This is a genomic window from Psychrobacter sp. NG27, from assembly GCF_016106655.1.
GTDB lineage: Bacteria > Pseudomonadota > Gammaproteobacteria > Pseudomonadales > Moraxellaceae > Psychrobacter.
In genome coordinates this window covers 14,798-33,527 of record NZ_JADGIN010000007.1, presented here as the reverse complement: position 1 = coordinate 33,527, position 18,730 = coordinate 14,798, and the positions used below count along the sequence as shown (strand labels likewise).

Here is an 18,730-nt window from a genome sequence, read left to right as displayed (position 1 = left end):
TGTAGTAGCTCTTACGCTTGGAATACTTACGGCTTTGCTTTGGTGGGTAGCTTTTCACTGTGCTACCTCCTTGCTGTAACGAGTCAATGCTAAGGTTTGATTGATTTTCTCTAATCTTGCATTTAATAGTTTTATCCATGTATTGACAGAGTCATTTGTTAAACGTGACATGGTTACAACGGTATGTGGTGGTATCTTGGCATAGTGAACAAGGGCTAGCAGATGCCCAATATCATTCAATACAGTGACCACGCCTTCAATGTCACAGGCAATATCTGATAGATCGTGTGCTGATATCACAACGACCTCTGTATCGTTGTCGGTAGTTGTATCGATTATTTCACGCTGGCTATTTTGACCGATAGACAAGGTATTATCAGGTAAGTTGCTGAGAGCTTCTAGCTTATTTTTATAGTCATTGCTACTCATGGTTTGACTCCTCCACTGCAGGTCGTGAGATAAGCTGTACTATGATCTCCGCGCTTAAGTCGCTGGCGTGTTCGCTGATAACGAATAAGGCAGATCTTATAGCTACTATTACAGCCTTTGATTCTGGATTATCAACTTTAATGAGATTCAGTGTATCGGCTAGCCTGTCACAATCGTTGGAATAGTCTTGAATGTGGTTGTTCGCTACAGACAGCATTTGACCATGGCGTGTGAGGAGATGGGATTCTAATACTTTAAGAGATTGACTCATACTGTCACCTCGTCATTATTAGTGGTCGGCTGATCTATCCAATATCGTTTAAATCTCTTTCCATTCTGTTTGACTACTTTATCTCTTATAGGAACTCCTGCGGCACGCAATTCACTTATGCGACGTAGAGAGCTAGTCATGCTATATAAATGATAGGCTTGCATATTTGATAAAGTTTGACCTGCCAGCATATGACTCATTATTATCTGACTATGAGTTGGTTGCTTATTTTTTGGTGAGTTATTCATGGCTTACACCTCGCTATTAATAGCAGAGGTTGGGTCGTTCAGCCAAGCGATAACATCATCATTGTGCCAAGCTGTCATAGTAGGTGAGAGCTTCACAGGGGCGGGGAAGCGCCCATCACGTGACCATGCCCATAAGGTAGTGCTACCAAATGGTAGAAAGGGTAATAGCTGGGTGGCACGGCTCATGCCTTGTGTTGGCAAATGCTTAATAAGAGTGGTTGTTGGCTCGGTGCTGCTAGGTGTGTTATCAGTGAAAGCGATAACTGGATTGTCTATATTGATGTGGTCTGTCATATTAATGACTCCATACTATGCGCCACTACGGTGTGTAATAGCTTGTATGGGTCATCTTATGGGGTATAGAATTAATTGCAGAATTGGAGTAACTAAAATGACATTTTAGCTAGTAAAATGGTGTTTTAGTCTTTGGTTTGCCTGTTACGATGCTTGCTTATAATGTTAGATAACGAGCGTTCTGTATAACCAAGATGTACGGTTTTTCTTTCAAAATAGGATATTATTTCTCTAGCTGATTTATCATTCGAGTAAATAAACTTACCTTTATCATTCCTATCAACAAGATATTTATCATGATAATTCAATGCTTTTCGCTTTGGTTCGCTGTAGTTAATACTTTTCCGTGAACCTCCTTTTGACCCCATTTTTTTATATTTATTGGATAGCTTTTTTTCGTAGTCTCTAATAAACACAACATTCTTAAAGACCATCTGTGCTTGACACTCTCTGCAAAATTCATTCAGCTGAATAGCTACGTAATAATTTTCATTACTAAAAGCGAATATTGCCATTTCTCTATATGCTATTACTAAAGATGCCCACCAAATAGGATAGCCCTTAAAAATACTATTTTTTTTAAATGATAAAAGAGCGAGTTCTTTGTGCTTTTTTGGAAGAAAGTCATCTAAAAGATCATTGATGCTCTCATCAGCGCTATCCATTGTTGAGAAGTCAACGTTATGAATATTCTTAGATATATATTTTTTTATGTCTTGTTCAATATTGTTCATTAGTTCTATATGTGCTTTATTGATTGAAATATTCTTTACAATCCCCTCAGAATAGTTTGAATAAAGCAGTGTGTTAGGCTCTAGAAATGTTGTATCACCAAAAATTGACCACGCTACTATTTCATTTATCGGATAACGGAGATTCAGCTTCATCGTTACATATAGACTTTTATTAAGATCATCCATAGTAAATTTTTCAGCTTCATTACTCATAATCACAACCAAACACCCTTGAGTGAAAGTAGGTGCAAGGCGGTGACAGCGTAAGGGTGTGAATAGCTGTCATTCGGGTAATTAGTCCTAGCCTTGCATGGTCGTTACAGCATGATATTAGCCATGCTTTTGTGTTTGTTGTTTAAAGTCTGCACGGATCATGTTATCCATTTTTCCAACATAAGCGTTGTCGATAAAGTTTGCCCACTGGCACATCATGTCCGTTCTATAGGGTAGGTGTTGCGCCCCGTTGTAGGCTTTACTTATCTTGTTCTCTTTCTCATGTGCCAGCTGTAGCTCTATAGCTTCGTGCATGAACTCTTGCTCATGTAGGGTAGTGCTGGCAAGCCCACGGAAGCCATGACCTGTCATTCGTCCCTTATAGCCCATGCGCCATAAGGCAGTGATAAAAGCATTGGTACTATATGGCTTACGGGTTGATGGATTAAAGAAAACATACTTGTCCGAAAACCCCAGCGCTTTAATTTTTTCTAATATTGCCATTGTTTGCGTGGCAAGCGGTACTAAGTGCGGTCTGTCCATCTTCATCTTGTCGGCTGGTATGCGCCATACGTTGGCTTTGTAATCTATTTCCGACCATTCCATATGTCTAAGTTCTTGCGTCCTGACAAACGTATAGCACAAAAACCATAACCCTGATTTCACTAATATGTCGCCGTCATAATCGTCTATATCTTGTAATAGTTTCGGTAATTGCTGGCTAGTGATACGGCTGTGGTGTTTAACCTTATGAGGCTGCAATGCTTCGGTTAAGTCGTTGGCTGGATTATGAGTTATTGTGCCTTCACGTATTGCTTGTTTGAATATCTGCCCTGTTTGACGTATTGCACGCCGCGCCATGTCGGTAGCACCTCTTGCTTCTATAGATTTACCTATAGCTAAAATATCAGGCGCGTTTATATCATTTATATCTAAGTGACCGATGACGGGCTTTATATCTCGTAGGTACTGTGAATAGTCACGACTATGAGTAGTAGGGGCAATATGGGGTTTGCGATCTTTATGCCAGCGTTGAGCTATCGCATCGAAGGTCTTTGAACCGTCAGTATCAGACTGCAAGCGCTTTTTTTCTTGCTTAGGATTAATACCTTGTCCTATTAAGTCTTTTATCTGTTGATTGCGCTGTCTAGCATCGGCTAAACCCATGGATGGGTATTTGCCAATAGTCAGGCTTTGGCGCTTATCTGCATATTTATAGTCGCTTACCCATACCTTACTACCAGTATGACGAACCCATAGGCGAAGGTTATTACCGTCGCTATATTTGTCAGGTCGGCTGGGTGTACAAGCCTCAGATGGCTTGAGACGTTTGATTTGGCTATCGGTTAAAGACATGACGGTATATTTCCATGAAGGAATAAAATATACCGTAGAATATACCGCGTTTTTACATGGATAGCCACGTATTATGGCGGCGGGTCATGTAGAGGAGGTTGTCTACAAGCCAGAAAAACAAAGGGCTGACGGTCATTGACGGTCAGCCCTAATGTTATGTTTGGTCGGAACGGCAGGATTTGAACCTGCGACCACTACACCCCCAGTGTAGTGCGCTACCAGACTGCGCTACGCCCCGAATGACTGACTATTTTACGCAAAATTAGGCATATTGCAAGGGCTATTTATTTTAGCCAAAATCTATAACCTTAATTTACGTATCACAGTCAGCTGAACCAACCAGTAGCTTACCTTAACCCAATAATTCTTTTAGGATTTGGTTCACTTGTTGCGGATTGGCACTACCGCGACTGGCTTTCATGACTTGACCGACCAGACCATTAAAGGCTTTTTCTTTACCACCACGATACTCATCAACCATTGCTTGATTTTTTCCAATGACTTCTTCAACGATGGCTTTGATAGCGCCAGTGTCGGTTTCTTGCTTGAGTCCTTTTTCTTCAATGATCTTATCGGCTGCATCATCAGCATCGCCGCCTTCACGCTCATATAGAGCACTAAAGACTTTCTTAGCCAATTTGCCAGATAGCGTGTCGTCTTTGATACGTTTTAGCATACCAGCCAATTGCTTGGCGCTGATAGGGGAGTCAGTGATTTCTTTGTCATCTTTGTTCAGTGCGCCGAGCAAATCGCCCATGACCCAGTTGCCCGCCATTTTGGCGTCTGATTGACCAACTTCTGCGACCACATCTTCGAAGTAATCGGCAATTTGACGACTACCAGTCAAGATGCGAGCATCGTATTCTGACAGACCAAGTGCTTCTTCGAAGCGTGCACGACGAGCCACTGGTAGCTCAGGCATGGCGGCTTTAATCGCATCAACCGTATGCTGCTCGATACGGACAGGTAGCAGGTCAGGATCAGGGAAATAGCGATAGTCGTTGGCATCTTCTTTGGTACGCATCACACGAGTTTCATCGCGCTCTGGATCATATAGCATCGTCGCTTGAACGACCTTGCCACCGTCTTCAATGATGTCAATTTGACGCTCGATTTCACGATTGATGGCGCGCTCGATAAAGCGGAACGAGTTCAAGTTTTTAAGCTCGGTACGCGTACCAAGATCATCACCTGGTCTGCGCACAGAGACGTTACAATCGCAGCGGAATGAGCCTTCTGCCATGATAGCGTCTGAGATACCTAGCCAAGTGACCAACTGATGAATCGCTTTGATGTAGGCAAGTGCTTCGTGAGCCGAGCGCATATCAGGTTCAGAGACGATTTCGATCAGCGGTGTACCAGCACGGTTGAGATCGACGCCAGTCATACCATCGACGGCATCATGGACAGATTTACCAGCGTCTTCTTCCAAATGCGCGCGAGTGATACCCATACGTTTAGGATATTCGTTCTTATCCCCTTCATTGACTATAACATCGATGTAGCCTTCACCCACGATAGGATTGGCCATCTGAGTGATTTGATAGCCTTTCGGCAAGTCAGGGTAAAAGTAGTTTTTGCGGTCAAACGTATTGAACAAACCCAATTCAGCATTGACGCCGATACCGAATTTTAGAGCACGATCGACCACGCCAGCATTTAGCACTGGCAATACGCCAGGCAGACCCAAGTCTACGATGCTGGCTTGGCTGTTTGGCTCGTGACCGAAGTCAGTCGGCGCACTTGAGAATATTTTACTTTCCGTGTTCAACTGGCAATGAATCTCAATGCCGATGACGACTTCATAACCATCAACGAACAGCTCTTTACGCACGGCGTGCTCGCGGACGGCGTTGTTATCAGTAGTAGTTGCTGTATTCATTATACCGTCTCCTTTGCGATGGCAGAGTGCTGTAGATGATGATCCGTATGCTGCTGGAACAGGTGCGCGGTCGTGAGCAGTTGACTCTCTTGCCAATGCTTACCGATTAATTGTAAGCCAATTGGTAGACCTTCTGTAGTCAAACCAACTGGTTGGCTAAGCGCAGGCAGACCCGCTAAGTTGACCGCGATGGTATAAACATCGCCTAAGTACATGGTCGCAGGGTCGAGATTATCACTGAGCTTGTAAGCAGCGGTTGGTGCGGTTGGACTGGCAATCACATCACAGCTCGCAAACGCTTCATCGAAGTCTTTGACGATCAAGCGGCGGATTTTCTGTGCCTTAGTATAGTAAGCATCAAAGTAGCCTGCCGAGAGCGCATAAGTGCCGGTCAAGATACGACGCTGTACTTCAGGGCCAAAGCCTTCAGAACGTGAGCGCGTGTATAGATCAATCAGATCCGTTGGGTTTTCACAGCGATAGCCAAAGCGTACGCCATCGAAGCGAGATAGGTTTGATGATGCTTCGGCAGGCGCTAGCATATAGTAAGTAGCAAGCGTGATTTCAGGATCAGTGATATTCACTTCTACAATGGTCGCGCCAAGCTCTTCATATTTGTTCAGAGCAGCACGTGCTGCTTGTTCAACTTCGCTATCAAGTCCTGTACCGAAGTATTCTTTGGCCACACCGATACGCAAGCCAGAAAATGGTTTGTCAGCAGCTGCCGCTTCTGCATCATTGATGTCTTGTACGTAGTCAGGCATGTCATATTTGATCGAAGTCGCATCGCGTGGATCGTGTCCAATCATTGGCTGTAGCAGGTAAGCGCAATCTTTTGCACTGCGTCCCATGCTACCCGCTTGATCCAAACTTGAAGCATAAGCAATCATACCAAAGCGTGATACTCGGCCATAAGTAGGTTTGATACCCGTTAGGCCGCAGAATGAAGCTGGCTGACGAATAGAGCCACCCGTATCACTACCGGTTGCGACAGGAACGAAACCTGCGGCAACGGCAGCAGCACTACCACCTGATGAACCACCAGGCACACGCTCTAGATTCCAAGGGTTTTGTACCGTGCCATAGTATGAGCTACTGTTGTCTGAGCCCATCGCAAACTCATCCATGTTGAGCTTGCCTAAGCTAATCATGCCAGCTTTGTCGATGTTAGAGACGATAGTCGCGTTATATGGTGAGACAAAATTATGCAGCATCTTTGAGCCGCAAGTGGTCAATACGCCTTGGGTACAAAAGATGTCTTTGTGTGCCATAGGGACGCCGAGTAGGGGACGTTGATCGCCCTGTGCACGCATCTCGTCTGCCGCTTTTGCTTGTGCACGTGCTGTCTCAGAGGTATGAGTGATAAAGCTGTTAATCTTGCCATCTAGCGCATCGATACGCTTTATATAGTGTTCGGTTAATTCCGCGCTGCTAAATTGTTTGTCTTGTAAGCCCGTAATAAGCTGCTGGGTGCTTAATAGATGAAGTTCAGACATAAGGTGTCGTCCGTCAAAATGTGAATAACAAAAGTAAAATGAGAGAGAGATCACAATAGCGTTCATTGGCTATTTAATAAGCGACCACTTAAAATAGGCGGCTGTATAATAAGTCGCTATTCGATTACTTGCGGTACGAGATATAAGCCTTCTTCAACCGCTGGGGCAACTGACTGATTACGCTCGCGATTGATATTGTGTTCGGCCACGTCAACACGCAGCTCTTGGCAAGCCTCATGGATATTCGATAGTGGCTTGATGTCTGTAGTATCGACATTGGATAGCGTATGCATGAGTTTTAATACTTTACTGATATCATCGGCATAACTGTCGGCAGTACTTTCATCGACACCTAAGCGTGCAAGGTTGGCCACTTCTAGGATTTCTTCACGGCTGACATGATCAGACGTTGCTGGTTGCTGAGACATGGTTTCTCCAGTTAAGGACAGTTTTTGTTAGAGTAATTAATTGCGAAAACGAAAATACATGAGCCTTAAAACAAAATTGGCTACAGAGTTGGCTTATTATAAAGCATCTGACCCAAGTTTACAGAACATGACGCTTGATTGATGCACAATATCAACCAATACATATTAGTGGTGCAAAGTATCAGTCAATAAGCAGAAATGCACACAGATTTGCAAAACTGACCCTATAATTCATGATTGATTTTCAATTGCGCCCCAATTAGGTTCTAAAATACGTTACAGTATGCACCTGCTACTAAGCAAAACCATTATCTGCTTGTAGAGCCTTGTTAGTTATAGAATTAAATGATGTTCCATTGAGTTGAATGATAGTCCCTACTATTTCAAACTTTGTAACAACTTTTATCGTCTCAGACAAAAATCCTTACTTACTGATGCAAATACCTATGTTTTTTTTGAGCTAAATCGGTATAATTTAGCTCAGTTTTTTCATTTCATCATTATTGCTTAGGTTTGACTGGTTGCGATGCGTTATTTTCGTGATCGTTGATGTCTAACGACGACCTGCTAAACACTGACGAGTAACACTTTAGTCAATCTCATTCGCCTCATTCGTAAGACGCTGGATATATTAGTCATGAACCTGTTTGGATTTTTATCAAATAATATCGCTATCGACCTCGGTACTGCGAACACCCTCATTTTTATTCCTAATAAAGGCGTCGTGCTTGACGAGCCTACGGTAGTCGCGTTGCGAAGCAACCGGACTCAAAACCCAACCGTTGCTGCTGTCGGTATTGATGCCAAGCAGATGCTGGGTCGTACGCCTGCCAACATCACCGCGATTCGCCCATTAAAAGACGGCGTGATTGCGGACTTTGAAGTCACGCAAAAAATGCTTAAGCATTTTATTGCCAAAGTAAAAGCCAAGCGTTTTATGGCACAGCCCAATGTGGTGGTTTGTGTACCATGCAAGTCTACGTTGGTTGAGCGTAAAGCGATTCGTGAAGCGGTCTCATCAGCGGGCGCAAGTAAAGTGCTGCTATTAGAAGAGCCAATGGCGGCAGCGATTGGCGCAGGCTTGCCAGTTCATGAGGCCAGTGGTTCTATGGTAGTCGATATCGGTGGTGGTACGACTGAGATTGCGGTTATCGCACTGTCGGGCTGTGTCTACGCTGAGTCGATTCGCATTGGTGGCGACATGTTTGATGAGGCCATTATCACCCATGTACGCCGTACCCACGGTTGTGTCATCGGTGAAACGACGGCAGAGCGCATCAAAAAAGAAGTCGGTTCTGCATTGAATGAAGACAGCCAACTAGAAGTTGAAGTTCGTGGTCGCAGTATGGCAGAAGGTGTGCCAAAGACATTCACTGTTAATTCAGAAGAAGTGCAAAAAGCCTTGGCCGATCCATTAAGTGGCATCGTGAGTGCTGTAAAAGTAGCACTTGAGCAAACGCCGCCAGAGTTGTCGTCAGACATCGCTGAGCGCGGTATTGTACTGACTGGTGGTGGCGCATTATTGCGTGACCTAGATAAGCTTATCTCACAAGAGACTGGCCTACCAGTGACTGTGGCAGAAGACCCATTGACCTGCGTCAGCCGCGGCGGTGGTATTGCGCTTGATTTCATCAATAACAAAAGCTTAAACATGATTTTTGTCTAATCAGTTTCGCTTAAATGGTGTTTGTTTATCACGACTTTGTCATTGCTGTAGATTTTGCAGTATTGATTCGTCGCTCGCAATATCATGCGCTTATAAAGATATAAAATTAAAGGTAGCCGATTGTGCTGCCTTTAATTGCATTAATCCATGCTAGAACCCAACGTCCTCGATAAACACTCATGCTATAAATAAGTGCTATTGCTCATTTTAGATTTTTCAAATTAGACACCTTATGACCCCAAGTATTTTTGCGCGCCAAGCATTATCACTTCGTAAGACTGCCATCGTCTTGATAGCAGCCTTAATACTGATGTGGTTTGATAGCAAAAACTCGGAGTGGTTTAATCCTATACGTAGCACCAGTCATGCCGCTATGCAGCCCATCTATGAGTTGTCTCTATTACCGAGCTATGCCAAGCACTGGGCGAGTGGTAGCCTGCAATCAAAAGAAGCACTGCGCCGTGAAAACATGCAATTAAAGTCGCAGCTGATTCACGCCCATGCCAAACTGCAACAGCAAGACTATATCTTGGCACAAAACGCCCGCCTGCAAGGTATCTTATCGACCACCAAGCCTGAGCAGTTTGATCTCAATTTGGCTCAAGTCATTGGTACAGATACCAATTTGCTCCGCCAAATTGTGGTGCTAAACAAAGGCGAGCAAGACGGTGTGCAAGTGGGACAAACAGTCATTGATGAAAATGGCGTTTTGGGTCAGATCATCAATGTCTACCCTAATACCAGCCGTTTGCTACTGATTACGGATGAGCAGCAGTCGGTTGCGGTCACAGTCAAACGTACAGGTCAGCGAGCCATTGTGACAGGAGAAGGTATTCCAACATCCTTGAGTTTGAACTATGTTTTTAAAACCTCCGATGTGCGTGTGGGTGATGAGCTCGTATCCTCAGGGTTAGGCGGCCGTATTCCAGCAGGTTACCGCGTCGGTCGCATCGCTCATGTCAGAGACGGGCAAGCTGACAATTTCAGAAGCATTGAGGTCACGCCAGCGGCAAACTTCGTTGACAATGCTTATGTGTTGATACTCCAAGACAAGCTCTTAGAGCAAGACAACACATCAATTGTGCCTTAATCTCATTGCATAACGCCTCGCTGGTCAATGCCGAGTCATCTGCTCACCAAATCGTAATACCTGTAAATCCATAACCAATTAAATCATCAGTCACCACACTCGCTAAGGTAAGTACTCATGTCGTATCCTGATTCTGAGAATGCAACAGGACTATTGATTGTCGTGATTGCCTTGAGCTTTATTATTGCGTCATCACTCAGTGTCTATCCACTCAGCCCAAGTATGGCTGTGCTGCGCCCTATGGTCATGATTATGGTGCTGATTTTTTGGTTACTGTTTCAACCACGCTATGTCGGTATTTTTACCGCATTTACCATTGGGCTTATCGCTGATTTATTGATGGACACTCACCTAGGGCAGCAAGCCTTTGCCGCTGTTGTGGTTGCGCTGGTTGTCAAAATCACGAGTGTCTATGTCAGGCAGCTCAGTACGGGCAGTGCTTGGTTTATCGCCAGTCTAGGATTGGTCGTTTTTCAGCTAACGCTGTGGATGCTACAGATGCTTATACAAAATATCTTTGTGACAAAATCTGCGTTTTCATTGATCATCAGTATCATCAGCTGGCCACTTGTATTGCTGTTCTTACGCAAGTTTGCGCGTTAATCACTCAGCTGTCATTAGCATCGTAAATAGCAAGTATCTATACCCCGTATTTATTTATTGAGAGAGTCATCATGAAGGTCATCCTAGCATCTGGTTCGCCACGTCGCCGAGAACTGCTAGCAAGAACAAAGTTAGATTTTACTATCTTGAGCGTCGATGTTAATGAGACATGGCACAATGATGAATCACCAACAGACTATATCGAGCGCATGGTCGCCACTAAAGCCAATGCTGCTATACAGCAATTAAATCAGACTATGGACAGCGATCAAGATGGCGCGACATCTTGCATGATTTTGACTTCTGATACGATTGGTGTACTGGCAGATGGTAAGACGGTATTGGTCAAACCAACTAATCGTGAGCATGCCTATACGATGTGGCAGCAGATGTCCGATACCGAACACGAAGTGTGGACAGCCGTACAGGCGACTCTAGTAGACTTAAAGCCTAGAGCATCAGGCAGTACATCAGAGGGTACATTAGACAACGCCTCAAAATGTGATCCAGTTTTTCAAATAATTGACCAGCAGCATATTCTTGAGCGCACTTCAGTGACTTTTATTGCATTGACGCAAGCAATGATGAGTGACTACTGGGACAGTGGAGAGCCAGCTGACAAAGCGGGTGGGTATGGTATCCAAGGGCTGGGCGCTGCTTGGGTTAGCCGTATCAATGGTAGCTATACCAATGTGGTTGGATTACCGCTGGCGCAGACACTGGCGCTTATCAAAAACATGACACCAGACAGTGAAAAGTCCGCACACTGATTATAGTGGGATATGCACATAATGACACGGTAGGCTGATGGGCAAGAGCCAAGCGCATTTGTTACACTGTCACTCTAATAGACGATGAACGTCTAATAAAAAGCTAAGAGATAAGAGAAAACTATGTCCGAAGAGCTGCTGATTAATATTAGTCCAATGGAATCCCGCGTTGCTGTTTTAGACAACGGTATTTTGGGCGAGATCTATATCGAGCGACATCACAAGCTGGGATTGGTCGGCAATATTTATTTGGGCACAGTCGTTCGTGTCCTTCCAGGTATGCAAGCAGCTTTTGTTGATATCGGTCAGTCACGGACAGCGTTTTTGCACGTCAATGATATGCAGAGACTACCTCGTCCAGTGGCAGAAAATAAAAACAAAGCTGCCAAAGGTACTAATAAGGACATTGATAGTGGCGACGCTATCCTAGCGACAGCTGATGAGAGCTTGGCAATGACGCCGCCAGTCGTCAGCACGCAAAGCTCTGAGATCATCCCTGTGTCCAAGACACTGATTCAGCATCGTTTGCATGAGAGTCAGCGTATCTTGGTACAAGTGACTAAAGATCAGTTGGGCAGTAAAGGCGCGCGTCTAACGACCAATATCTCGCTACCCTCACGCTATCTGGTGTATTTGCCATCGAGCGAACATATCGGTATCTCGCAACGTATCGATGGTGAAGAAGAGCGTACCCGCTTAAAAACAGAGCTTAGCAGCTTGATGCAGACCGTCAACCTAAAAGGCGGCCTCATCGCCCGTACTGCCGCTGAGCGTGTCCCTGTCGATAAGTTAGAAGAAGACATCTACTACCTACTGCAGCTGTGGCGTACCATCTGTGCCCGTCGTCAAGAGATCAATCATCACCAAAGCTCAGAGCTTATCTACCAAGAGCTTGCTCTACCGCTGCGCTCTATTCGTGATTTGGTTCATGCCGATACCGAAAAGGTGATCGTCGATAATGCGCAAATCTATGAGCAAGTCAGAGCCTTTGCCAAAGAATTCGTGCCTTTTGTCTATGATCGCATCGTGCACTACACCGCAGAACAGTCTCTCTTTGATGTGCACCGCGTTGAGGATGATTTACGTGATGCGTTAAAGCGCCGCGTTGATCTAAAGTCGGGTGGTTACCTGATTATCGATCAGACTGAAGCAATGACCACAATCGATGTTAATACAGGCTCTTTTGTAGGCGGTCGATCGCTAGAAGACACGGTTTACAAAACCAATCTAGAAGCCACACATGCCATTGCCCGTCAGCTACGTCTGCGCAATCTGGGTGGTATTATTATTCTAGATTTTATCGATATGCTGGAGCAGCAGCATAAAGACGATGTGCTAGAGAGTCTACAGTCGCAGCTCACCCAAGACTATGCAAAAACCAAGATTACGCAGGTTAGTGAGCTTGGCTTGGTAGAGATGACCCGTAAGCGTACCCGAGAGTCGCTCGGGCAGCAGCTCTGTGAGCCTTGTTCAACGTGTCAAGGACGCGGCTTTGTTAAAACGGCCGAAACCGTCTGCTTTGAGATATTCCGTGAGATCATGCGCTGCGCTCGTACTTATAACTCTCCCAAAAAGTTCACTGTCGTGGCACATGCCGCTGTCATTGATTTACTGCTAACCTCAGAATCTGATACCGTTGCAGATTTAGAGTATTTGCTAGGCAGAGTCATTACCTTTGACGTAGAAAACCTTTATACGCAAGAGCAGTATGATATCGTGCTAGATTGATTTTATTAAATAGAATCAGTCGGTTTTCATAAGGTTAGCTTATCTAAGAAGTTACCTTAATTACTTGATATCTTTAGTCGTTCTAGATATTGCCCTTGCAATCGGTAGAATACTATGTATAATATACACCACTGAATTATATATGCGCAGCTGACTAAAAAAGCTGGCGCTATGACAGCCAGAGCATCGTTTCTGGCACTATTTCATTATGCCTTTGCTGCTTTCCAATTATAGGAGGGTCGGCGGGGCTTTAAACTATTTTGCTTTTGGCACGCTACAAGTTCGGATAAAGAACTCATTCTGGTTAAGAACAGAAGGCCGCTTTAAGTGAATATTTAACCAAACTGCTTTTGATCATGATCTTGCAACGCAAGAATGACGAAAGCACATATTAGGAGCTTGCTGGCATGGCTAACCAGAGAATCCGTATCCGTCTTAAGTCTTTTGATCATCGTCTGATTGATCAATCTGCACAAGAGATCGTTGATACTGCAAAGCGCACCGGTGCGCAAGTTTGTGGTCCTGTACCGTTGCCGACTCGCATTGAGCGCTTCAACGTTCTAACTTCACCACACGTAAACAAAGACGCTCGTGATCAGTACGAAATTCGTACTCATAAGCGTATGGTTGACATCGTTCAACCTACCGACAAAACTGTGGATGCGCTAATGAAGCTTGACTTGGCGGCGGGTGTTGACGTTCAAATTGCTTTGGGTTAATGCACATAAACACCCAACCCATTAATATAAGATATAAAGAGGTCTAAAATGGCGATCGGTTTAGTCGGTAAAAAATGCGGCATGACCCGTGTCTTCACTGAAACAGGTGCTTCTATCCCTGTAACAGTGGTTGAGATCAGTGCTAACCGCATTACTCAAGTAAAAAATACTGATGTAGATGGCTATCAAGCCATCCAAGTTACCACAGGTACCCGTCGTGACAGCCGCGTAACAGCAGCTCAAAAAGGTCACTTCGCTAAAGCTGGCGTTGCCGCTGGTCGTGGTGTTTGGGAATTTCGTGCCAATGAAAGCGATCTTGAAGGTCGTGAGATTGGTGGCGAGATTCTAGCTGACTTGTTCGAACAAGGTCAGATGGTTGATGTGACAGGAAACAGTAAAGGTAAAGGTTTCCAAGGTCCTGTAAAGCGTCACAACTTTAGTATGCAAGATGCTACTCATGGTAACTCAGTGTCTCATCGTGCACATGGTTCAACTGGTCAAAACCAGTCACCAGGTAAAGTATTCAAAGGCAAAAAGATGGCGGGTCAGATGGGTAACAAACGTGTTACTGTTCAAGGCCTAGAAGTGATTTCGGTTGATGCCGAAAAAGGGTTACTTGTCATCAAGGGTGCTATCCCAGGTGCCACCGGTGGCGATGTTATCGTACGTCCGTCAGTCAAAGCCTAAGCAAGGGGATTAACGTGGATTTAAAAACAGTTACAGGTGCTGCGGTTGAGCTTTCTGATACGGCATTTGGTCGTGAATTCAACGAAGCACTAGTGCATCAAGTCGTCACCGCTTATTTAGCTGGTGCTCGCCAAGGTACACGCGCACAAAAAACCCGTGCCGAAGTTTCTGGCGGTGGTATTAAGCCATGGCGCCAAAAAGGTACTGGTCGCGCTCGTGCGGGCTCTATTCGTAGCCCAATCTGGCGTGGGGGCGGTCGTGCATTCGCGGCTAAACCACAAGATTGGTCACAGAAAGTTAACCGTAAGATGTATCGCGGTGCAATGCAGTGCATCCTAGCCGAATTGATTCGCCAAGAGCGTCTGATTTTGGTTGAAGAGCTAAGCGTTTCTGGTCCTAAGACCAAAGAGCTGATCGCAAAGTTAAATGAGCTTGGTGCACCTCGTGCCTTGATCGTCACTAAAGAAGTTGACGAAAACTTATACTTAGCTGCTCGCAACATCCCACATGTCAATGTACTTGGTACAAGTGAAGTGGATCCAGTGAGCTTGATTGCTTTTGATAAAGTAATCATGTCAGTTGAAGCTGCGAAACAATTTGAGGAAGCACTAGCATGAATAACGCAAGACTTTATCAGATCCTAAGAGGACCTGTATTCTCAGAGAAATCTCAAATGCTTGGCGACTCACTTGGTGTGCAGGTATTTAAAATTGACTCTAAGGCTACTAAGCTTGAAGTTAAAAAAGCAGTTGAGATGATGTTTGAAGGTGTTGAAGTTTTAAAAGTAAACACTTTGAATGTTAAAGGTAAGACAAAGCGTTTTGGTAAAAGTATCGGCCGTCGTAACGACTACAAAAAAGCCTATGTTACCTTAAAAGCTGGTCAAGATGTACAAATGGCTGATGCTGGTGAAGAGGTCGCTAATACGACTGCTTCTACTAGTGAAACAGCGAATAACGAATAAGGATTACACTCATGCCTATCGTAAGAGCAAAGCCAACATCACCAGGCCGTCGTTTTGTTGAAAAAGTAGTGCATCCACACCTTTATAAAGGTCGTCCGTTTGCAGCGCTTCTAGAATCAAAAAGTAAGACCGGTGGTCGTAACAATAATGGCCGTATCACTACTCGTCACATTGGCGGTGGTCATAAGCAGCATTATCGTATTATCGATTTCAAACGTACTAAAGACAATATTCCAGCAACGGTAGAGCGTATCGAATACGATCCTAACCGTACTGCACATATTGCACTACTTAAGTATGCTGATGGCGAACGTCGTTACATCATCGCTGCTAAAAAACAAGCAGTTGGCGATACAGTAATGTCAGGCGAAGCCTCTCCAATTCGTCCAGGTAACTGTTTACCACTAAAAAATATCCCATTGGGTACTGTGATTCACAATATCGAACTTAAAATCGGTAAAGGTGCACAGATGGCTCGCGCAGCGGGTGCTAGTGTTCAGTTATTAGGTCGTGACGGTATTTATGCTATTCTACGTTTACGTTCTGGCGAAACTCGCCGTGTACACGTGAATTGCCGTGCTGTTATTGGTGAAGTTTCTAACACTGAAAACAACTTGAAATCACTTGGTAAAGCCGGTGCTTCACGTTGGCGTGGTGTTCGTCCTTCAGTTCGTGGTGTCGCTATGAACCCGGTTGATCACCCACATGGTGGTGGTGAAGGTCGTAACAAAGGTCGCCATCCAACTAGCCCTTGGGGTCAGAAGTCTAAAGGACTTAAAACGCGTAGCAATAAGCGTACTGACAACATGATCATCCGCCGCCGCGCCAAGAAGAAATAAAGGAAGAATTTCATGCCTCGTTCATTGAAAAAAGGTCCATTCATAGACGCGCATTTGTTTGCTAAAGTTGAGAATGCATTAGAAACCAACTCACGCAAGCCAATTAAAACTTGGTCGCGCCGCTCGATGATCCTGCCACAAATGGTTGGCCTAACTTTATCTGTTCACAACGGCCGTACTCATGTACCGGTTATCGTGAGCGAACAGATGGTTGGTCATAAACTAGGTGAATTTGCCCCGACTCGTACGTATCGTGGTCACGGCATTGACAAAAAAGCTAAGAGATAAGGTGCTTACCATGGAAGTAACTGCAAAATTACGCGGTGCCGCCATATCGGCACAAAAAGTTAGACTCGTTGCTGATGAAGTTCGTGGCAAATCTATTGAGCGTGCTTTGGATATCCTAACGTATAGCAATAAGAAAGGCGCTGTGTTTGTTAAGAAATGTCTTAACTCAGCCATCGCCAATGCCGAAAACAACAACGGTTTAGATATTGATACGCTTAAAGTATCAACTATCTACGTTGATGAAGGCATTACGCTAAAACGTATCCTACCACGTGCCAAAGGCCGCGCTGATCGTATCAGCAAGCGTACTTGTCACATCACTATAAAGGTAGGAGAATAAGTTATGGGTCAAAAAGTACATCCAATCGGAATTCGTCTTGGTGTTGTAAAAAAGCATAACGCAAACTGGTATGCTAGCCCTAAACAATACTCAGAATACCTAATCAACGACATTCGTGTTCGTGAATATCTACGCAAAAAGCTAGACAACGCTATGATCAGCAACATCATGATCGAGCGTCCTACTGGCGCCGCTAAGATTACCATCGCCACTGCGCGTCCTGGTATTGTTATCGGTAAGAAAGGCGAAGATATCGAAAGACTTCAAAAAGAATTGACCAAAATTATGGGCGTACCTGCTCAGGTCAACATTGAAGAAATCACGTCACCTGATCTTGATGCACGTTTGGTAGCAGACGGTATCAGCAGTCAGCTTGAGCGTCGTGTTATGTTCCGTCGTGCGATGAAGCGCGCGGTACAAAACAGCATGCGCTCTGGTGCTAAAGGTATTAAAGTTGAGCTGTCTGGCCGTCTTGGCGGCGCTGAGATTGCTCGTACTGAATGGTACCGTGAAGGTCGTGTGCCACTGCATACACTCCGTGCTGATATTGACTATGCGTCAATTCGTGCAGAGACAACTTACGGCACTATCGGTGTTAAAGTTTGGATTTTCCGCGGAGAGATTCTTGACGGTATGAACAGCGTTTATAATCCGGTCAAAGAAGAGCAGGCTCGTGCGCCAAAACGCCGTGGTCGCGGAAACGGAAACCGTCGAAACTCAGACAGAGGTTAAACTATGTTACAGCCAAAACGTACCAAGTTTCGTAAAATGCACAAAGGTCGTAACACTGGGCTAGCTCATCGTGGAAGCACCGTTGCATTCGGACAAATTGGTCTAAAATCATTGACGCGCGGTCGTATGACAGCCCGTCAAATCGAAGCAGCACGTCGTACCATCACTCGTAAAATTAAGCGTGGCGGTAAGATTTGGATTCGTGTATTCCCAGACAAGCCTATTACCAACAAGCCTCTAGAAGTACGTATGGGTAAAGGTAAAGGTCCTGTAGAGTATTGGGTATGCGAAATCAAACCTGGTAAAGTGCTATATGAAATTGAAGGGGTACCAGAAGAGCTTGCACGTGAAGCTTTCACGCTTGCTGCAGCAAAACTGCCCTTTAAAACTACCATTGTTAAGCGGACGATAATGTAATGAAGATCAGTGAATTACGTGATAAATCATTAGAAGAACTGACCCAGTTACTTGATGAAAAGCAACTTGATGCTTTCCGTATTCGTATGGCTAAAGCAACTGGTCAGTTGGGTAATACCCATGAAGTACGTGACAATCGTCGCACGATTGCTCAGCTTCAGACTTTGATTAACGAGAAACAACGAGGCGACTCATGAGCGATAACAATCAAACAGCTACCAATGCTAGCGTATTGACAGGTCGAGTTGTTAGCGACAAGATGGACAAGTCCATCACAGTTTTGATTGAGCGTCTGGTTCGTCATCCTTTGTATGGCAAGCAGCTTCGTCGTTCTACAAAAATCAAAGCACATGATGAGAATAATGTTTGCCAACAAGGCGATCTTGTCCGTATCAAAGAAACGCGTCCAATCTCAAAAACCAAGTCTTGGACTTTGGTTGATGTGGTTGAAAAAGTAGAAAAAATCTAAGTAAATTGCATTAAAAGCCAGAAGCTGTTAAAATAGCCGCCTTTTTAAGGATGCTGATTGCGCCGAG

Annotated in this window: 24 protein-coding genes and 1 tRNA gene; 16 read left to right on the top strand and 9 right to left on the bottom strand. The window is 44.7% G+C overall.

The genetic code is table 11. From position 1 onward, the window contains the following. Nucleotides 1-54 precede the first annotated feature (54 nt). The 9 genes from IP485_RS11080 to gatC form a co-directional block, all read right to left on the bottom strand. Nucleotides 55-429: a hypothetical protein gene (locus IP485_RS11080; RefSeq protein WP_198327258.1), complete on the bottom strand. Its 375-nt coding sequence runs from the start codon at nucleotides 427-429 to the stop codon at nucleotides 55-57. 267 nt (nucleotides 430-696) lie between these two features. Then, on the bottom strand, nucleotides 697-948 hold the full coding sequence (locus tag IP485_RS11075) for a helix-turn-helix domain-containing protein (protein WP_198327257.1): 252 nt from the start codon (nucleotides 946-948) through the stop codon (nucleotides 697-699). Nucleotides 949-951: 3 nt separating this feature from the next. Further along, nucleotides 952-1,242 carry a helix-turn-helix transcriptional regulator gene (locus IP485_RS11070; protein WP_198327256.1) on the bottom strand — a complete coding sequence of 97 codons (291 nt, stop codon included), beginning with the start codon at nucleotides 1,240-1,242 and terminating at the stop codon, nucleotides 952-954. Nucleotides 1,243-1,367: 125 nt separating this feature from the next. After that, entirely contained in the window at nucleotides 1,368-2,189 is an 822-nt protein-coding gene (locus tag IP485_RS11065) for a hypothetical protein (RefSeq protein WP_198327255.1), read from the bottom strand. A gap of 117 nt (nucleotides 2,190-2,306) precedes the next feature. Further along, nucleotides 2,307-3,545 carry a tyrosine-type recombinase/integrase gene (locus IP485_RS11060; RefSeq protein ID WP_198327254.1) on the bottom strand — a complete coding sequence of 413 codons (1,239 nt, stop codon included), beginning with the start codon at nucleotides 3,543-3,545 and terminating at the stop codon, nucleotides 2,307-2,309. A 161-nt stretch (nucleotides 3,546-3,706) separates the two neighbouring features. Next, nucleotides 3,707-3,783 (bottom strand) — tRNA-Pro (locus tag IP485_RS11055). Nucleotides 3,784-3,897: 114 nt separating this feature from the next. Then, nucleotides 3,898-5,427 (bottom strand): Asp-tRNA(Asn)/Glu-tRNA(Gln) amidotransferase subunit GatB, encoded by a 1,530-nt coding sequence (gatB, locus tag IP485_RS11050; protein WP_198327253.1) that lies wholly within the window; start codon nucleotides 5,425-5,427, stop codon nucleotides 3,898-3,900. Beyond that, a complete protein-coding gene (gene gatA / locus IP485_RS11045) occupies nucleotides 5,427-6,923 on the bottom strand; it encodes an Asp-tRNA(Asn)/Glu-tRNA(Gln) amidotransferase subunit GatA (protein WP_198327252.1) in 1,497 nt (498 codons plus the stop codon). Before gatA ends, gatB begins: the two co-directional genes overlap by 1 nt. Before the next feature lie 116 nt (nucleotides 6,924-7,039). Then, nucleotides 7,040-7,351 (bottom strand): Asp-tRNA(Asn)/Glu-tRNA(Gln) amidotransferase subunit GatC, encoded by a 312-nt coding sequence (gene gatC / locus IP485_RS11040; RefSeq protein WP_198327251.1) that lies wholly within the window; start codon nucleotides 7,349-7,351, stop codon nucleotides 7,040-7,042. Nucleotides 7,352-7,988: 637 nt separating this feature from the next. On the opposite strand from gatC, the gene IP485_RS11035 reads away from it, so the two are divergent. The 16 genes from IP485_RS11035 to rpsQ all read left to right on the top strand — a co-directional run bounded on the left by IP485_RS11035 (nucleotide 7,989) and on the right by rpsQ (nucleotide 18,663). Beyond that, complete coding sequence (locus IP485_RS11035; RefSeq protein WP_194365154.1) at nucleotides 7,989-9,017, top strand: rod shape-determining protein; 1,029 nt, start codon at nucleotides 7,989-7,991, stop codon at nucleotides 9,015-9,017. A 232-nt stretch (nucleotides 9,018-9,249) separates the two neighbouring features. Next, nucleotides 9,250-10,107, top strand: coding sequence for a rod shape-determining protein MreC (gene mreC / locus IP485_RS11030; protein WP_198327250.1), 858 nt, complete (start codon nucleotides 9,250-9,252; stop codon nucleotides 10,105-10,107). 117 nt (nucleotides 10,108-10,224) lie between these two features. Continuing rightward, the gene (gene mreD / locus IP485_RS11025; RefSeq protein ID WP_198327249.1) at nucleotides 10,225-10,710 is read left to right on the top strand and encodes a rod shape-determining protein MreD; all 486 of its coding nucleotides are present in this window, start codon (nucleotides 10,225-10,227) and stop codon (nucleotides 10,708-10,710) included. Between the two features lie 71 nt (nucleotides 10,711-10,781). After that, nucleotides 10,782-11,480 carry a Maf family protein gene (locus tag IP485_RS11020; RefSeq protein WP_198327248.1) on the top strand — a complete coding sequence of 233 codons (699 nt, stop codon included), beginning with the start codon at nucleotides 10,782-10,784 and terminating at the stop codon, nucleotides 11,478-11,480. Nucleotides 11,481-11,603: 123 nt separating this feature from the next. Then, nucleotides 11,604-13,208, top strand: a complete 1,605-nt coding sequence (locus IP485_RS11015) for an Rne/Rng family ribonuclease (RefSeq protein WP_198327247.1) — start codon at nucleotides 11,604-11,606, stop codon at nucleotides 13,206-13,208. A gap of 407 nt (nucleotides 13,209-13,615) precedes the next feature. Further along, the gene (gene rpsJ / locus IP485_RS11010; protein ID WP_010196670.1) at nucleotides 13,616-13,927 is read left to right on the top strand and encodes a 30S ribosomal protein S10; all 312 of its coding nucleotides are present in this window, start codon (nucleotides 13,616-13,618) and stop codon (nucleotides 13,925-13,927) included. Nucleotides 13,928-13,975: 48 nt separating this feature from the next. Next, nucleotides 13,976-14,614, top strand: coding sequence for a 50S ribosomal protein L3 (gene rplC / locus IP485_RS11005; protein ID WP_194365159.1), 639 nt, complete (start codon nucleotides 13,976-13,978; stop codon nucleotides 14,612-14,614). A 14-nt stretch (nucleotides 14,615-14,628) separates the two neighbouring features. After that, nucleotides 14,629-15,231 carry a 50S ribosomal protein L4 gene (gene rplD, locus IP485_RS11000; protein ID WP_197177625.1) on the top strand — a complete coding sequence of 201 codons (603 nt, stop codon included), beginning with the start codon at nucleotides 14,629-14,631 and terminating at the stop codon, nucleotides 15,229-15,231. Continuing rightward, on the top strand, nucleotides 15,228-15,578 hold the full coding sequence (rplW, locus tag IP485_RS10995; protein ID WP_011279789.1) for a 50S ribosomal protein L23: 351 nt from the start codon (nucleotides 15,228-15,230) through the stop codon (nucleotides 15,576-15,578). Before rplD ends, rplW begins: the two co-directional genes overlap by 4 nt. Before the next feature lie 11 nt (nucleotides 15,579-15,589). After that, entirely contained in the window at nucleotides 15,590-16,417 is an 828-nt protein-coding gene (gene rplB / locus IP485_RS10990) for a 50S ribosomal protein L2 (protein ID WP_194365161.1), read from the top strand. Nucleotides 16,418-16,429: 12 nt separating this feature from the next. Beyond that, complete coding sequence (gene rpsS / locus IP485_RS10985) at nucleotides 16,430-16,705, top strand: 30S ribosomal protein S19 (RefSeq protein WP_194365162.1); 276 nt, start codon at nucleotides 16,430-16,432, stop codon at nucleotides 16,703-16,705. Between the two features lie 10 nt (nucleotides 16,706-16,715). Further along, entirely contained in the window at nucleotides 16,716-17,045 is a 330-nt protein-coding gene (gene rplV / locus IP485_RS10980) for a 50S ribosomal protein L22 (protein WP_010196689.1), read from the top strand. Nucleotides 17,046-17,048: 3 nt separating this feature from the next. Next, entirely contained in the window at nucleotides 17,049-17,777 is a 729-nt protein-coding gene (gene rpsC / locus IP485_RS10975; RefSeq protein ID WP_194365163.1) for a 30S ribosomal protein S3, read from the top strand. Between the two features lie 3 nt (nucleotides 17,778-17,780). Next, entirely contained in the window at nucleotides 17,781-18,194 is a 414-nt protein-coding gene (rplP, locus tag IP485_RS10970) for a 50S ribosomal protein L16 (protein WP_010196693.1), read from the top strand. Next, nucleotides 18,194-18,391, top strand: a complete 198-nt coding sequence (gene rpmC / locus IP485_RS10965) for a 50S ribosomal protein L29 (protein WP_102094164.1) — start codon at nucleotides 18,194-18,196, stop codon at nucleotides 18,389-18,391. The genes rplP and rpmC overlap by 1 nt, the downstream gene beginning before the upstream one ends. After that, nucleotides 18,388-18,663, top strand: coding sequence for a 30S ribosomal protein S17 (gene rpsQ, locus IP485_RS10960; RefSeq protein ID WP_021813375.1), 276 nt, complete (start codon nucleotides 18,388-18,390; stop codon nucleotides 18,661-18,663). Before rpmC ends, rpsQ begins: the two co-directional genes overlap by 4 nt. Nucleotides 18,664-18,730: the final 67 nt, after the last annotated feature.

What these genes read in the sequence shown, in the direction of transcription:
- IP485_RS11020 (WP_198327248.1), top strand. Translation starts at nt 10,782, where the DNA reads ATGAAGGTCATCCTAGCATCTGGTTCGCCACGTCGCCGAGAACTGCTA.
- rpsJ (WP_010196670.1), top strand. Translation starts at nt 13,616, where the DNA reads ATGGCTAACCAGAGAATCCGTATCCGTCTTAAGTCTTTTGATCATCGT.
- rpsS (WP_194365162.1), top strand. Translation starts at nt 16,430, where the DNA reads ATGCCTCGTTCATTGAAAAAAGGTCCATTCATAGACGCGCATTTGTTT.
- mreD (WP_198327249.1), top strand. Translation starts at nt 10,225, where the DNA reads ATGTCGTATCCTGATTCTGAGAATGCAACAGGACTATTGATTGTCGTG.
- rplV (WP_010196689.1), top strand. Translation starts at nt 16,716, where the DNA reads ATGGAAGTAACTGCAAAATTACGCGGTGCCGCCATATCGGCACAAAAA.
- IP485_RS11015 (WP_198327247.1), top strand. Translation starts at nt 11,604, where the DNA reads ATGTCCGAAGAGCTGCTGATTAATATTAGTCCAATGGAATCCCGCGTT.
- gatB (WP_198327253.1), bottom strand. Translation starts at nt 5,427, where the DNA reads ATGAATACAGCAACTACTACTGATAACAACGCCGTCCGCGAGCACGCC.
- gatA (WP_198327252.1), bottom strand. Translation starts at nt 6,923, where the DNA reads ATGTCTGAACTTCATCTATTAAGCACCCAGCAGCTTATTACGGGCTTA.
- rplW (WP_011279789.1), top strand. Translation starts at nt 15,228, where the DNA reads ATGAATAACGCAAGACTTTATCAGATCCTAAGAGGACCTGTATTCTCA.
- rpsQ (WP_021813375.1), top strand. Translation starts at nt 18,388, where the DNA reads ATGAGCGATAACAATCAAACAGCTACCAATGCTAGCGTATTGACAGGT.
- rpmC (WP_102094164.1), top strand. Translation starts at nt 18,194, where the DNA reads ATGAAGATCAGTGAATTACGTGATAAATCATTAGAAGAACTGACCCAG.
- rpsC (WP_194365163.1), top strand. Translation starts at nt 17,049, where the DNA reads ATGGGTCAAAAAGTACATCCAATCGGAATTCGTCTTGGTGTTGTAAAA.
- IP485_RS11035 (WP_194365154.1), top strand. Translation starts at nt 7,989, where the DNA reads ATGAACCTGTTTGGATTTTTATCAAATAATATCGCTATCGACCTCGGT.
- IP485_RS11070 (WP_198327256.1), bottom strand. Translation starts at nt 1,242, where the DNA reads ATGACAGACCACATCAATATAGACAATCCAGTTATCGCTTTCACTGAT.
- IP485_RS11060 (WP_198327254.1), bottom strand. Translation starts at nt 3,545, where the DNA reads ATGTCTTTAACCGATAGCCAAATCAAACGTCTCAAGCCATCTGAGGCT.
- gatC (WP_198327251.1), bottom strand. Translation starts at nt 7,351, where the DNA reads ATGTCTCAGCAACCAGCAACGTCTGATCATGTCAGCCGTGAAGAAATC.
- rplB (WP_194365161.1), top strand. Translation starts at nt 15,590, where the DNA reads ATGCCTATCGTAAGAGCAAAGCCAACATCACCAGGCCGTCGTTTTGTT.
- IP485_RS11065 (WP_198327255.1), bottom strand. Translation starts at nt 2,189, where the DNA reads ATGAGTAATGAAGCTGAAAAATTTACTATGGATGATCTTAATAAAAGT.
- mreC (WP_198327250.1), top strand. Translation starts at nt 9,250, where the DNA reads ATGACCCCAAGTATTTTTGCGCGCCAAGCATTATCACTTCGTAAGACT.
- IP485_RS11075 (WP_198327257.1), bottom strand. Translation starts at nt 948, where the DNA reads ATGAATAACTCACCAAAAAATAAGCAACCAACTCATAGTCAGATAATA.
- rplC (WP_194365159.1), top strand. Translation starts at nt 13,976, where the DNA reads ATGGCGATCGGTTTAGTCGGTAAAAAATGCGGCATGACCCGTGTCTTC.
- rplP (WP_010196693.1), top strand. Translation starts at nt 17,781, where the DNA reads ATGTTACAGCCAAAACGTACCAAGTTTCGTAAAATGCACAAAGGTCGT.
- IP485_RS11080 (WP_198327258.1), bottom strand. Translation starts at nt 429, where the DNA reads ATGAGTAGCAATGACTATAAAAATAAGCTAGAAGCTCTCAGCAACTTA.